Origin of the sequence: Aerococcus sp. NPDC058936, assembly GCF_042741995.1 — a bacterium.
Classification (GTDB): Bacteria; Bacillota; Bacilli; order Lactobacillales; family Aerococcaceae; genus Aerococcus.
In genome coordinates, this window is the sequence record NZ_JBHYKZ010000006.1 from 80,428 (window position 1) to 95,141 (window position 14,714).

Here is a 14,714-nt window from a genome sequence, read left to right on the forward strand (position 1 = left end):
TTTATGGTGAAGATTATTTGCAATTATTGGTGCAAGGTTACTAGTAAAATTTGTGGCTTTTAAAATAAAATGACAAAATAACCATCTAAAGTATATCACCTTAGATGGTTAACTAACGCCTGTTATCCTATATCGTTTGAGCTTAAATCTCTATGCTCATTCAATTGTTTCCACCAGTAGGCACTCTTCTTCGGATATCTTTCTTGGGTATCAAAGTCGACATAGAATAAACCATACCGTTTGTTGTAACCGTTAGACCAAGAGAATACATCCATTAATGACCAGACAAAGTAACCGGCTACGTTAACACCTGCATCAATAGCTTCTGTACAAGCTATTAAATGCTTTCTGATGTAGTCTATCCGCGGGGTGTCATCGATTAAGTCAGTATTAAAATCATCTTTGTAGCCCATTCCATTTTCAGTGACATAGATTTTCTTATAATTTGGATACTCTTTTGCCACCCGAATCATTTGGTCTCTTAAGCCGTCTGGATAAATCAACCAATCCCAGTCATTTCTAGGAATGTCCATATCAAACATTTGCTCCCCGACACCGTGCAAGGCAAAGACGGATGTCCCCTTCTCACCAGTGCCGTTGTGGTGGATATCGTTGTCTCCGTCATATGCTCTGACAAAATTACTTTGATAATAGTTGATGCCTAAGAAATCATTTAAATCTTTCGCTGCATCTAAGTGAGCTAAATCTTCATCCGTGATCTGAATTTCACCACCATTAGCAGTTAAAATTTCATCTACACCAGCCATGATTTCATCCGTATAATAGCCTTTATAGGTTGCGTCTAGTAAAAATTTATTAGCCAATACATCATATAGGAATGCAGCGTGTTCATTTTCTTTTTTACCTTCATATGGATACTTGGTTTCTAGCGAATGAATAATCCCAATTTCACCATCATATTGCTTATCTTTGAATAACTTAATAGCTTTTGCATGGGCAACCATCATATTATGTTGGCCTTGCAGTGTTTTTGAAAAATCATAAGTAATTGCTGGTGGGAATTTTCCTACTAGATACTGCCCACTGGTTACTGGCCAAATTTCATTAAAGGTAATCCAGTAGCTGACTTCATCTTTATACTCTTCAAAACAGAAGGCTGCATATTTTACGAAACTATCAATCGTGTGTTGATTCAAGAAGTCTCCTTGACTATGCAAAGCATCCGGCGTATCAAAGTGGTGTAAGGTCACATAGGGTTCAACACCTCTAGCTCGTGCTTCTTTGAATAAATTATGGTAGAAGTCTACACCTGCCTGATTCGCCTCTGCATCATCGCCATTAGGAAAAATACGTGACCATGCGATAGAAACACGAATAGCATCAACACCAAACTCTTGTGATAATCTTAAATCTAATGGATATTTATTATAAAAATCACTCGCCGGATTGGCTTTAAATCGCCCTTGTTTCTCTAGATAATCATCCCAAGCAACTTTACCTTTTCCGTCTGCTGTTGTTGCACCCTCTGCTTGATAAGCAGCTGTTGCGCCACCCAATATAAAATCTTTAGGTAAATTCATCATAATCTCCTTTACTTTGTTCTAACTATTGGTCTTTACTTAATACAGTATCCACAAAATCTAATGCGGCTTTTGGATCACGGGTCAACGAGATATACTCTTTCCCTTTAGTTTTCACTAATTTTACATTTAAGCGGTCGGCATCTTCTTTAATATCATCATAGTTAGACACCACTTGAGGTGCTAATATGATTAAATCATAATTCCCCATAATTTCTTGGTGAGCGCCATAAGCACCGGCACCTGCTACAACTGGCACATCGTATTCTTTAGCCCCCTTGTTTAGGGCATTGGCTAATAGCCCACTGGTTCCTGCACCGGCACATAAGACCAAGACAGATACTTCATCTTTGATATGACTACCAGTTGAAACTTGACCGTCATTTCCACCAACTTCAGTTGCCTCAGCTTTAGTTTCTGCTTGTTCTTCAATAATTTCAGCATCATTACTCATTTCTTCTTTTAAAATTTGTTTATCATAAACTTTAAAGAACGGGTAGTAAATAATCGCATCTACTGCAATTAGTAAAGCCACTACAACAAATGATAATGGCGCAATCCCCGTCCCTAATATGATACCGATAGGGCCTGGTGTTGGCCAAGGTAGGAAATAAGAGAATCCATTCATTCCAATAACTTCTACAAAGAATTTAAATATCCAAACATTTAAAATAGGTGCTAAAACAAAAGGCACAAAGAAAACCGGATTCAATACCAATGGTCCACCAAACAGGATTGGCTCGTTCACACCAAAAGAGGTTGGAATAAATGACGCTTTCCCCACTGCTTTATTTTGTTTTGATTTGCCAAACCACATAAATAGGTAAGGTACGACAAACGTTGCACCTGTACCACCTAAGGTTGCAACGAAGTATTGCAAGCCAGGTGTAATAATATTGGCTGCGTGTTCCCCACCTTGAATTAAGGCCAAGTTGGCATCCATGTTTAAGAAGGCAATGGCTGTAATAGCAGGTTCAACAATTGAAGGCCCATGAATACCAATAAACCAGAAGAAAGATATAGCACCGTATATGATGGCAATGCCCACATAACCATCAGCTGCCGTAAACAAGGGTTGAAACATTTGTATTATAGCTTGTGCAAAACTTACACCTGTAAAGGCACGAATCGCAATGTCAATACCATAAGCGATGGCCACTGCAATAGCAAACGGGATAACGTCCGTAAATGCTTGAGAGATATTTGGGGGTACTTCCTCTGGCATCCGAATGGCAATGTCATTTTTCATACAGAAGTTATAGACTATTACGGTAATAAAGGCTGCGACAAAGGCCGCTAATAGCCCTGTTGTGCCGAGATAACCAGATGAGAATCCTGCCACAACTGCATCCCCTTCCCCCTGTGCAATTTCAGTTGATGAAAGGAATAGGAAGACAACAATCGCCGCAATCATGGTGGAAACCCGGTTTAACTGCTTGGTTGCTGGCAAACGTCTATTATAGGAATCTGTTAACGCCCTTGCTGTTGTTGCTGAAACGAGTAGCCCTAAAATCCCCATTGAGAAGGTATAGGGTTTTACAATGAAGGCAACAACTTCATCACTCCAGTAGAATCCCCACACATTTGGTACATAAGCAATCAGCATGAAGATACTTGAGAATAAGACGACAGGCATAGCGGATATAAAACCATCTTTAATCGCCCTTAAGTATATATTTCTAGATAGTTTCTCGAAAAATGGCTTCATCTTCTCAATCTGAGTAATCAATTGATCCATCATCTTAGTCACCTACTCTACGATATAGTTCGATAAAATCAGTTACAATCTCTTTTAACAACAAGGTCGTCATCAAGTGGTCTTGCCCGTGAACCATAATGAAACCTAATTCAATATTTTCACCACTCGCTTCTTTAGCTAGCATATCTGTTTGAGCATTATGCGCGTCTACTAAACTTTCATTGGCCTCACCAACCAAGCGTTCAGCTTCATCAAACTCACCGTTTCGTGCTTTGGATAAAGCTTCCACCAAAATTGACCGCGCTTCACCAGCATATGCGACAATTTCAAAACCTATCATAGTTGCTTCTTCTTTATTCATCACTGTTACCTCCGTTAATTGATTTTATTTACTTGCGACTAAATTACTGGCAATTTTACTTTCCCAAGACACCGCTGTTTCGTTCAATGTCTGATTCAATTCCTCAATATTGGCCACACCTTGCGTGCTCAACCATTCGCGGGCTGCAGCTTCTCCTTCATTAGCAAATACGGCAACCGACTCTTTCCAAGTAGCCCGGCCGCATAAAACCCCATTAAAGTCTGCGCCAGCTTCTTTGGCGAATACCAAGGTATCTCTAAATAATTGTGAACTTACGCCTGCACTTAAGTAGATATATGGCAACTCTGTCGCTTCATCTTGTGCTTTAAAGTAGCCTTTCGCTTCTTCGGCAGAGTAAACTGGTTCATCATCGGTAAATCCTTCAACAAAGTTCATATTTACAGGTACTTCCACTTTCAAGACATCTACGTCATATCTATCTTTAGAAAATTCTTTCATTGCTTCTAAGACTTTTCTTGGTTTAACTTTAGCGTATTCTTTCGATTTAGCATCTTCGATATCTTTATCATAGGTCAAGATTTCTAAGAAGTAAGGAATCTCTTCTGCCTTACATTCAGAACCAATCCGTTCAACAAAGGCTTGTTTTTGTTCATTAATTTCAACATCTTCATCTGCATCATAATATAGAAGGAATTTAACAGCATCTGCCCCTTCATCTTTAATTCGTCTAGCAGACCAGATTGGTAATAAATCTGGTAAACGACCGGGTTCTGAAGCATCATAACCTGTTTCTTCATAAGCTAACAACAAACCTGCAGAAGGCGCTTTCACTTTTGCCGCTGGTAAACCATATTCAGGATCTAATAAGATAGAAGATGCGTAGGGCGTTAATTCTTCAGAAATAGCTTCTTTGAATGTTTCGACCGCCTTTTGAATATCTTCTGTTTCCCCTGCTTGAGCGATCATTTTCTTCAATGAACCCCGTTGATCAATAGCTAGCGCAGAAATAAACCCTTCCTTAGTAGATAACTGTTTCAATTTATTTAACTTACCCTCTGATACGAATTTCATAATATCCTCCTTGTGGCCTTTTTGTTAATTTGTGTTGTTTTATGTTTCTTTTTGTTTAATTAGATACTATAACGCTTTCGCTTTGTAGTCAAGCCTTTTTATAATATTTTCATTTGATTCATTTATTTATTATGATTGTTATTGTTGATATTTGTTTATTTATGTTCTACAATGTGTTTGTAAATATAAAAATAAAATTTTGGAGGTTATATTATGAAAGTGTATCTTGGTGCTGACAAGGACGGAATGCAATTAAAAGAAGTCATTAAACAATACTTACAAACAAATAAGATTGATTTTGAAGATCTATCAGAAACACCTAGCGTGGATTTTGTAGAATCTACCACTAAGGTAGCCCAAAAAATTCTAGCAGATGACAATGCACGCGGTATTTTATTTGATCGTTATGGTGCTGGTTCATACATTTCTGCCACAAAAATTAAAGGGATTATTGCAGCTGAAGTTTCTGATGAACGGTCTGCTTATATGACTAGAGAACACAATAATTCAAAAATCATTACATTAGGTGAACAAATTGTGGGGCACGAACTAGGAGAAAACATTGTGGATGCCTTTCTATCTGCTGATTATGACGGTGGTCGCCACCAAATTCGTGTAGATATGTTAAACGCTATGTGCTAAGGGAATAGAATCGGAGGTAAAATTATGAAAATTGCAATTGGTTGCGACCACATCGTGACAGATATTAAAATTCGCGTATCAGATTACTTAGTAGAACAAGGTTATGAGGTAGTTGATGTAGGTACTCATAATCATGTGAGAACCCACTACCCTATCTTTGGGCGTAAAGTTGGTGAGGCAGTAACAAATGGTGAAGCTGATCTTGGTGTCGTGATTTGTGGTACTGGTGTTGGAATTTCAAATGCCGTCAACAAAGTGCCAGGCGTTCGTGCAGCTTTAGTAAGAGATATGACAACTGCCCAATATTCTAAAAGAGAATTGAACGCTAACGTGATCGCCTTCGGTGGCATGATTACTGGTGAATTATTAATGGAAGATATCATTTCTGCCTTTATCAAAGAGGACTATCAACCATCTGAGGAAAATAAAACCCTAATCAACAAAATTACCCACCTTGAATCAAGCAATCATTCTGATAATCCTGACTTATTTACTGAGTATCTTGAAAAATGGGACCGTGGCGAATACCACGATTAAGCGGTGAACATATGATTTTGACTGTAACCTTAAACCCTTCTGTTGATATCTCATACACCATCCCAAACCTACAGTTAGACATAACAAATAGAACTGACCAGGTGGGTAAGACAGCAGGTGGTAAGGGGATTAACGTGACTAGGGTCATTCACGAGTTAAATAAAGCCGTCACCGCCACTGGTTTTATCGGTGGACATTTAGGTGAAGGCATTGTCTCGGAATTAAATAAAAACGGTATCAAATCAGATTTCTTATCTATCGAAGGTGAAACCAGAAATTGCATTGCCATCTTACATGATGGTCAACAAACTGAAGTCTTAGAATCAGGTCCCACCATCACAGATAATGAAAATGCGGCCTTCTTAGCTCACTTCAAACAATCTGTTGACTATGCTGATGTCATTACCATTTCTGGGTCTTTACCTAAGGGCTTAGATGAAGATTACTATGTAAAACTGATTCAAATCGCCACTGATTTAGACAAGAAAACCGTGCTTGATACGTCCAAATCTAGTCTTTCAAGTGTACTAGAAAGTCCATTTAAACCTACTGTAATCAAACCCAATATTGAGGAATTGTCCGATTTATTAGGTGAAAAAGTGAGTGCAGATGCAGCCAATTTAAAAGTCGTATTAGCTGATGAATTATTTTCGGGGATTGAATGGATTGTCGTGTCTTTAGGGGGTAACGGTGCTTTTGCTAAACACGGGGACCGTTACTACAAGGTGTCAATTCCAAATATCAACGTGGTGAACCCAGTTGGCTCTGGTGACGCAACGGTGGCTGGTATCGCCAGTGCTTTAGAAGACAATTTGGATGATATTCCCCTCCTTAAACAGGCAATGACCACAGGTATGTTAAATACTATGGAGCGTATAACCGGTCATATTGATATCAATCATTTTGATGATCTATTTAATGGCGTGGTTGTAACCGAATATTAGTTTATTTTCTGCTCTTTTCAAGTATACTAGGTATTTGAGAAGAGCTTTATTTCGTTATATGATATATATAAGGCTTCTATTGCTAACCTAAACACCTATTATGATTAACCGGAAACGAGGTGAACTCAACAATGTTAAAAAAGAAAAGACATGAACTAATCTTAGATTTACTTAAACGAAACGGCACCGTATCCGTAACTGATATCGTTGACAAATTGAATGTATCAGATATGACTGTGCGACGAGACTTAACAGAACTAGAAGAAAGTGGTTCATTAAGACGGGTTCATGGGGGAGCCATTTCACTAGGCGACTATCCAAAAGAAGAACTATCTCATGACGCTAAAAAAGTCATTAATATCAGCGAGAAGAACCGTATCGCTGAAAAAGCGATTGAGCTAATTAATGACGGCGATATCATCTACATGGGCCCTGGTACCACCATGGAAATCATGGCTCAAAAGATGGAGCGGCAAGATTACGAGGTATACACCAACTGCCTACCGGTATTCAATACCCTGGCGGATAAAGACATTAATGTCTACCTACTCGGTGGTAAAATCAAGAAAAACACCCAAGCTTTTAATGGCTATATTACGCTGGCTGTACTGGAAAACCTAAAATTCCACAAGGCTTTCTTTTCTGCCAATGGGGTCATCAATAACAGCATTATGACTGCCACCCTGGAAGAAGGAAAAACGCAGGAACTGGCCCTGAATAATTCAACTGAAAGGTATCTATTACTCGATGCTTCTAAAGTTGGTAAAGAAGACTTCTTCACTTACTATTCTTTAAACGACGTAACTGCTGTAGTCATTAATAATGATGAAGATCATCGGTATGAACGTATCATTAATCATTCTAACATTCTACTAGTTTCTGACTACGAAAAAATCTCCAAGAATTAACCATTTAGTTAATTCTTGGAGATTTCTTTTCATTTTTTACACTTTTACAGTTTGTCTACTGTTGGTATACACGAATGCAACTGCTGTTAGTACGACATAGAAAGTAACTAAACCCATAAATACAACATTTTCACGCAAGAAGTCAATGGCCATCATGTGGACAAGTGTCGCAGTTGTACTCACTGCAAGTAGGCCCTTTGTCCATTTGCTGAAGGTAGATTGGCGTTTAGCTGTCATTTTGCCAGAAGCAGTTTGACCGATAAATGTGGCTACCGCATACGTTACAAGACCGATTACAGCAACGAAACCGGTGATGGCTACGGCTGATCCAGCTAATAAGTTGCCTAGACCAGTGAATGATAGGGCAACGTGACCAAGAATGGCCATCACTAAACCGATAATAGTTGTTGATGCTGCTTGTATCTGCGCGTCATGTTCTTTGGTCAAGATAGCTTGCAAGGTGCTCGCAATCATTAGGGCAAATACCATCAACCCCATAACTAGTCCCATTGAAATGGTTGTTGTGCCAAGTAAGCTGGCTACTAATGTGGCAAAAATACCCATGCCGATTACGGGGTAAAGTCCTTTTTTCATCATAATATCCTCCTAAAAATGTATAAATCAAGTAACAGTTGCCAATTATAAGAAGAACGGGTCGTCCATAATACCTGTTAAGCTTGTTGGATCTTGAACGTTGGTATCACGACCTTCTTCTGGTAGGTCATTGGCTGATGCTGGTTGCGCGGACTCAGTAGGGACGTTTAGGTCTTCAGCGCCTCGTGCATTGGCTTCGCGGTTAGCTTGGTCTGAGTCTCTAGGCGTTGGGGTTAGGTCAACGTCTTCGATGTCAATACCTAGTGCTTCTGCGACACCTTCCCCGTATCGAGGGTCAGCTTGGTAGCAGTTGTTGATATGACGGTGTTTAATTTGCAATGTCGCGTCGCCCATTGCACGTGCAGTATTTTCAAATAAAACTAACTGTTGTTCAGAAGTCATCCGGTTAAATAAAATACCTGGTTGAGTGTAATAGTCATGATCATCCCCGCGGAAATCGTAATAATCTACATCACCTGCATCCATCGGTGGTTCAGCCATATCTTTATGATCTTTCCAGTTACCATATGAATTTGGCTCAACATTGATTTGTCCACCACCATTTCCATCCATACGCCCTTGACCATCACGGCTATATGGGTGGAAATCTTTTACACCACGCGGATAGTTGACTGGGATTTGATGATAATTCACACCAATTCTGTAACGTTGTGCATCCGGATATGAGAATAAACGTGCTTGTAGCATTCTATCTGGTGAAACGCCGATACCAGGTACTAAGTTAGCTGGGTTAAAGGCTGCTTCTTCAACATCTTGGAAGTAGTTTTCTGGGTTTTTATTTAATTCCATTTCCCCTACTTCAACAAATGGGAAGTCTTCTTTTGGCCAAACTTTTGTTAAGTCAAACGGGTTGAAGCTGACTTGTTTGGCTTCTTCTTCAGTCATAATTTGGAAGTATAAGGTCCATTTTGGATATTGGCCAAATTCGATAGCGTCATACAGGTCACGTTGGTGTGATTCACGGTCTTCAGCAATCACGTGCGCGGCTTCTTGGTCAGTTAAATTTTGAATCCCTTGTTGTGAACGGAAGAAGAATTTCACCCATACACGTTCATTTTCCGCATTAATTAAACTGTAAGTATGTGACGAAAATCCATGCATATAGCGGTATGATGATGGGATACCACGGTCTGACATGGTAATTGTTACTTGATGTAAGGATTCAGGTAAAGAAGTCCAGAAGTCCCAGTTAGTATTTGAACTACGCATATTCGATTTAGGGTCACGTTTAATAGCGCGGTTTAAATCGATAAAATGTTTCGGTTCGCGTAAGAAGAATACGGGTGTATTGTTTCCAACTAAATCCCAGTTTCCTTGTTCAGTATAGAATTTAAGCGCAAATCCGCGAATATCACGTTCTGCATCAGCTGCCCCACGTTCACCGGCAACACTTGAGAAACGGGCAAACATTTCTGTTTCTTTCCCTACTTCAGAGAAAATATTGGCTTTTGTATATTTAGTCACGTCATGGGTTACCCTAAAAGTCCCATAAGCACCAGAACCTTTGGCATGCATACGACGTTCAGGAATCACTTCTCGAGAAAAATTCGCTAATTTCTCTTGTAGCCAAGTATCTTGCAATACACTAGGGCCGCGGCGACCTGCAGTCATGGTATCGTTGTTGTTGATAACAGGCGCACCTGCATCGGTGTGAAGTGCTGGATTATTTGGCACCACTTGGTTGCGACTTACGCTACTGTTGACTAGTCCGTTTTTAGACATTGGATTATTCAAAATAAAACCTCCTATTTTTTATCCTTTAAGGGTACCACTAGCTAGGAAACTACTCAAAATTTTTGCTTATTTTAAATTAATAAAAAACATTTATCAAATATAAATCCTTAATTAATGAATACTTACCCTTCCTATAGTAGCGAGTGACTAATTATAAAAGAACAATCATGTATAAAAAAAGCGTTCAAATGAACGCTTTTAAACTACTATTATTTATTTCCCTAACATATCATAACGACCTGTATGCAAGTGTCGAATGGTTTCACCACCTGGTAGTGGAGGTAAGCCTAATGAATCTTCACGAGAGAAAGCTTCTTTCAACCCTTCTGTCCATGAGACATAGTCCATGTTTTCTGGGCTAATTTCATGGAAGATTTCATCTCCACGGCCTTCTTGGATTTTGCGTCCGAATTGTGGATCTACTAGCGTACCGCGTCCGACAACAACGATATCTGTATAGTTTTCAACAGCATCTTTAGCACTTTCTTCGTCAAAGACGCCACCAACCGCTAACAATTTAGTTTGGTCATCTAATACGGCCTTGAATAATTCAGCGTATGATTTGTCCACCTCGTTTGGTGTAGAGTTGTAGCCTCCCCATAATGATAGGTGGATATAGTCGAGTTCATTTTTCACGATTTCAGAGACTAAGGCTGTAGCATCCCTGTAGTCGTAACCAACCACATCGCCGTGAATTTCTTCAGGGCTTAAACGGTAACCGACGATAAAATCACTTGGTGCTTGTTCAGCGACTACTCGTTTCACTTCTTTCACAACTGCTAATGGGAAGGCCATACGTTTCTCAAGGCTGCCACCCCATTGGTCGTTTCGCTGATTTGAAAAGGCTGAGAAAAATTGTTGCAATAGGTAGTGGTTAGCTCCGTGGATTTCAACCCCATCAAAACCGGCTTTTATCGCACGGGTCGTTGCCCGTCCAAAGTCTTTGATAATGTCGTCAATTTCTTGACCAGTTAATTCACGCACTGGATAAGATAAGAAATCGAAGTCAACGGCTGATGGTGCCACAACGTCTTGACCAGAAATCGCTTGACCTACTGCTGCTCGACCTGAGTGGTGGATTTGTAGGACAGCTTTGTTGCCGTCTTTCTTCATGGCCGTCGCTAATTTTGTTAGACCGTCCAAGTGGGCATCAGAATAAACCGCTAATTGTTCTGGATAGCCAGGATGGTAGGCGGGTCCCCCATTTTCACTGACATAATGGAATTCAGTGACGATTAAACCTCCTGCTTGTGACCGGGCACCGTAGTATTTCAAGGTGTCGTCACTCACAAATCCGTTGCGCTTACCCGATTGGGATTGCATGGGTGACATGGCTACCCGGTTATTTAAAACGGCTCCGTGACGTAGGGTTACTTTGTCCGTTAATTTGTTTGTCATTCTGCTAGCTCCTTTTGTACTTTTCTTCATCATTTATTTTCGACTGTCATATCGATAAAATTCGATATGTTTGGATTAAAATATAGGTTGCTTATTAGCTAGTTCCTATATTTCCTTATCTATAAACTTACTTAATTCCTGAATTGCTGCCTCATTGCGACGGTAGTATGTCCACTTACCAATCCGAGTTGGCGTCACCAAACCAGCCTTACTCATCATGGTTAAATAATGAGAAGTTGTAGACTGGGTTAACCCAAGCACCCGTTGAATTTCCCCCACACAAACCCCGTGTTCTGTCATATCAACATCCGTTTCATGGACGAAATAAGCCGTTGGATTCTTCAAATAGTGCATAATCAGTAAGCGGTGTTCATTTGCTAAAGCCTTAAAAATATCTATCGCCGCCAAATAATCACCTACCCCGTTTCCAAAATATAAATCTATCATATCGAGTTATTTCGATATGTAAAATAAATCGACTCAAACAAGCTATATTTTTTAATATTTTTTTATATTCATTTTGAATACAGGAAAATAGAGATAACAACCGTCGCTTTAAATCCTTAAAGGAGAATCGTTATGGACACATATTCCATATATGGCAACCTAGTCGCTAAACCTATTCATCAAATGCGAAAACGTCCAATTTTAAACACAAGCTTACTCATCAGTTAAAAGAAACTTTCCAAAAATACGCCGTCATACTGATTCTCCTTTCAGTATAACGGCGTATTTTAGTTTTTTCAGACTGACAGACATCAGTCATTTTGACAAGTCTTCTAGGAATTCGTCGCCCCAGTCACAAATTGCATAGACGACATTATCCAGTCTTTTACCAATATCCGTTAGCTTGTATTCAACTTTTGGTGGCAACTCTTGATAGACTATTCTTTCAATCACCTTGTCGCGTTCTAATTCTCTGAGTTGTCGAACGAGCATCCGTTGATTAATATCTGGCAACAAGCGCTCAAACTCGCTTAATCGTAGCACTTCCTTTTGCAATAAATGATAAATGATGGGAATCTTCCATTTACCACCGATAATCGATAGCGCCAAATCCTTTGTTGTATAGAATTCCTTGTTATTAAATTCGATAAGCATTGTATCCCTCCATTCAGACTTTTGAACTGAAGCATTATTAAAGATAACGCTATTAAAGATACCACAGTATGGTTAAGTTCAGAAAAAACTTTGCACCTTGGATATGAAAGTCACCTTTTATATATTTCATTAGGCAAAAAAGGCTGAGACATGATGATCTCAACCCCATTCTACCTTATTATGCTAACAAACTGTTACATATCTACATCTCTAAAGTTAGCTTCCACAAAGGCAGCTTCTTGATCATCGTCTGATAAGGCATAAGCTTCCCCAATATCCCCATCTTTGCTGTTCCACACGTAATTGTGGGCGTAAACGGCATTTGAGAAGTCCCCTTCATTCCAAGCGGTTAACACTTCAATGTAGAAAGGATAGTGTGCAGAGTCACTAAATGCTTCAGCTTGTTCAAGCATGATAGCGATTCTTTCTGGTGTGATTTCTAACGCACCCTGTTTCGAGTTGGCTTGAACTTTTTGATGGGTCATATAGTGGATGGCATTTAGAAATTGGCTTTCTTGAGTAATATCAATATGCAACCAAGAACCATATAATTCTCTACCCATTAAAACCTTAGTATCTGCTTCTTGAGCAAGCGCTTTTTCGATTTCTGAACCTTCATATTCTGCACTTTCATCTTCTGAATTCTCTGCTTCCTCAGATTCGCTCTCTTCTGATTCAGATGAAGCACTTGAGCTCGAACTAGAAGCTGTAGAACTTGTAGACGAGGCTACTGAACTTGACGCGGCGGTGGTACTCGATTCGCCTGATTCACTTACACTAAAGTAGACCACAGCAACAATCCCACCCGCTACTACTAATGCTAAAAAAATTAAAAATGCATTTAATACCTTTTTCAACGATACATCCTCCCAAAACTCTTTCTCTTCATCTATAAATTCTGTTAAATTGACATCCGTTCTCCCAACAAGATATCAGTATTCTCTAGAAAAATACCTATTTCCCGATTAAGCCAATAATGACTGTCCAAGCAGGTGCTTATTTCCAGTCAAATTTATGGCGTGTTACTTTCATCTAAACCCTCCCAAACTTTGCTTGCGAAATAATTTTAAAGCCCTCTTCATCCATTTTAATCACCTTATCATAAATGGCACCGTAATTTAACTTCTTTGCTTAATAAATACGAACTTCTTATCATTTGAGTGATCTAAGTCAAACTGATAACCGTCAGCATCGAATTTTTGAATATCTGTAAGATTTTTAATTTGATTGCTAGCTAAAAAGGCAACCATCTTACCACGCCCTTTTTTAGAAATGGTTGAATGTTTTTTCAATCCATCTATCTTATTTGGATCGTATTCGTAGAATTCAAAGTCGACCCAATGGTAGCGGTCTTGGTCTAGCATCCCTGAAAACTCCTGGCTCGCCAGATTTAAGACTGTCTCCCCCTTTTCAAAAAAGGCATTAAAATCACTTCCCCATAGGTTGCGCAAGTTTTGGCCGTCGACTTTAAGGGGTGTGTTGAAATCGAGTCTGTAGGGGCGGATGGGGTCGGTGGCTTTGACTGGGCCGTATAAGGCGGATAGGATGCGGAAATGTTGGTCTAAATAGCTTGCGATTTCTGGGTTTGCAGGGTCCACATCGATTTGACGGAAGGCGAGGCCGTTATAGAGGTCCAGAGCTTGGTAAGCAGGACCCGTATTTAATTGTCGGATATAGTCTTTGACTCGTGACACTTGTTGGTCAGAAATTTTGTAAAGTTTTTTCAACTGGTCGTCTGACTGGGCTTGTAGGGTTTGGATAATAGCTTGGGTAGTGACTGCATATATCGGTTTTTCTGTTGATATTTTATCTATTTTCATTTCTTTAGCAGGGGCAAAAATAATTTTCATTGTTCACTCGTCCTAACACTTATAATCTATGGTCCTAGTTTAGCTTATTTTATAACGATTAACCAAATGATTGCCATGTGTATTGTTAGCAACTTTTCATGAATTAAAGGGTTAACAAAAGTTGAATACTGAAATTTTAGCATTTTTAGCAATCCCCTTCCTTCAACTCAAGTCATTTTCAAATTTCCTTTTACTTTCAGCCACAAATTCCGTATACTAAAAAAGTAAAGTCAATTTCAATGACAAATGACAGCCATAAATTTTTAAGAAATCGAGGATTGTTTATGAGTGCGGTAGCCGCAAACTAAGTTATTCAAATCAGAAGTAAGATCGTTACCGGGACGGACATTTA

Annotated in this window: 15 protein-coding genes; 4 read left to right on the forward strand and 11 right to left on the reverse strand. The window is 39.4% G+C overall.

Features of this window, described 5'->3' with window-relative positions; translation table 11 throughout:
- Nucleotides 1–122: 122 nt before the first annotated feature.
- From lacG to lacD, 4 genes are read right to left on the reverse strand one after another with little or no spacing between them, the layout of a single operon-like run.
- Nucleotides 123–1,544 (reverse strand): 6-phospho-beta-galactosidase, encoded by a 1,422-nt coding sequence (gene lacG / locus ACFW0C_RS06085; protein ID WP_378106242.1) that lies wholly within the window; start codon nucleotides 1,542–1,544, stop codon nucleotides 123–125.
- A 22-nt stretch (nucleotides 1,545–1,566) separates the two neighbouring features.
- The gene (locus ACFW0C_RS06090; RefSeq protein WP_378106324.1) at nucleotides 1,567–3,279 is read right to left on the reverse strand and encodes a lactose-specific PTS transporter subunit EIIC; all 1,713 of its coding nucleotides are present in this window, start codon (nucleotides 3,277–3,279) and stop codon (nucleotides 1,567–1,569) included.
- Between the two features lie 4 nt (nucleotides 3,280–3,283).
- Nucleotides 3,284–3,601, reverse strand: coding sequence for a PTS lactose/cellobiose transporter subunit IIA (locus ACFW0C_RS06095; RefSeq protein WP_326132652.1), 318 nt, complete (start codon nucleotides 3,599–3,601; stop codon nucleotides 3,284–3,286).
- 24 nt (nucleotides 3,602–3,625) lie between these two features.
- Entirely contained in the window at nucleotides 3,626–4,633 is a 1,008-nt protein-coding gene (gene lacD, locus ACFW0C_RS06100) for a tagatose-bisphosphate aldolase (protein ID WP_378106243.1), read from the reverse strand.
- Between the two features lie 213 nt (nucleotides 4,634–4,846).
- On the opposite strand from lacD, the gene lacA reads away from it, so the two are divergent.
- The 4 genes from lacA (at nucleotide 4,847) to ACFW0C_RS06120 (ending at nucleotide 7,664) form a co-directional block, all read left to right on the forward strand.
- Complete coding sequence (lacA, locus tag ACFW0C_RS06105) at nucleotides 4,847–5,275, forward strand: galactose-6-phosphate isomerase subunit LacA (RefSeq protein WP_378106245.1); 429 nt, start codon at nucleotides 4,847–4,849, stop codon at nucleotides 5,273–5,275.
- Between the two features lie 24 nt (nucleotides 5,276–5,299).
- Nucleotides 5,300–5,812: a galactose-6-phosphate isomerase subunit LacB gene (gene lacB / locus ACFW0C_RS06110; RefSeq protein WP_378106247.1), complete on the forward strand. Its 513-nt coding sequence runs from the start codon at nucleotides 5,300–5,302 to the stop codon at nucleotides 5,810–5,812.
- A gap of 11 nt (nucleotides 5,813–5,823) precedes the next feature.
- On the forward strand, nucleotides 5,824–6,756 hold the full coding sequence (gene lacC, locus ACFW0C_RS06115) for a tagatose-6-phosphate kinase (RefSeq protein ID WP_378106249.1): 933 nt from the start codon (nucleotides 5,824–5,826) through the stop codon (nucleotides 6,754–6,756).
- A 131-nt stretch (nucleotides 6,757–6,887) separates the two neighbouring features.
- Nucleotides 6,888–7,664: a DeoR/GlpR family DNA-binding transcription regulator gene (locus ACFW0C_RS06120; RefSeq protein WP_378106250.1), complete on the forward strand. Its 777-nt coding sequence runs from the start codon at nucleotides 6,888–6,890 to the stop codon at nucleotides 7,662–7,664.
- A 36-nt stretch (nucleotides 7,665–7,700) separates the two neighbouring features.
- On the opposite strand, the gene ACFW0C_RS06125 is transcribed toward ACFW0C_RS06120, so the two are convergent.
- The 7 genes from ACFW0C_RS06125 to yaaA form a co-directional block, all read right to left on the reverse strand.
- A complete protein-coding gene (locus tag ACFW0C_RS06125; protein ID WP_378106251.1) occupies nucleotides 7,701–8,261 on the reverse strand; it encodes a hypothetical protein in 561 nt (186 codons plus the stop codon).
- 42 nt (nucleotides 8,262–8,303) lie between these two features.
- Nucleotides 8,304–10,013, reverse strand: a complete 1,710-nt coding sequence (locus ACFW0C_RS06130) for a catalase (RefSeq protein WP_378106253.1) — start codon at nucleotides 10,011–10,013, stop codon at nucleotides 8,304–8,306.
- A 213-nt stretch (nucleotides 10,014–10,226) separates the two neighbouring features.
- Entirely contained in the window at nucleotides 10,227–11,411 is a 1,185-nt protein-coding gene (locus ACFW0C_RS06135; RefSeq protein ID WP_069286412.1) for an NADH-dependent flavin oxidoreductase, read from the reverse strand.
- Between the two features lie 105 nt (nucleotides 11,412–11,516).
- On the reverse strand, nucleotides 11,517–11,819 hold the full coding sequence (locus ACFW0C_RS06140) for a helix-turn-helix transcriptional regulator (protein ID WP_107309496.1): 303 nt from the start codon (nucleotides 11,817–11,819) through the stop codon (nucleotides 11,517–11,519).
- A gap of 354 nt (nucleotides 11,820–12,173) precedes the next feature.
- The gene (locus tag ACFW0C_RS06145; RefSeq protein ID WP_069286410.1) at nucleotides 12,174–12,512 is read right to left on the reverse strand and encodes a helix-turn-helix domain-containing protein; all 339 of its coding nucleotides are present in this window, start codon (nucleotides 12,510–12,512) and stop codon (nucleotides 12,174–12,176) included.
- Nucleotides 12,513–12,706: 194 nt separating this feature from the next.
- On the reverse strand, nucleotides 12,707–13,369 hold the full coding sequence (locus ACFW0C_RS06150; protein ID WP_069286409.1) for a DUF6241 domain-containing protein: 663 nt from the start codon (nucleotides 13,367–13,369) through the stop codon (nucleotides 12,707–12,709).
- A 261-nt stretch (nucleotides 13,370–13,630) separates the two neighbouring features.
- On the reverse strand, nucleotides 13,631–14,362 hold the full coding sequence (gene yaaA / locus ACFW0C_RS06155) for a peroxide stress protein YaaA (protein ID WP_378106255.1): 732 nt from the start codon (nucleotides 14,360–14,362) through the stop codon (nucleotides 13,631–13,633).
- Nucleotides 14,363–14,714: the final 352 nt, after the last annotated feature.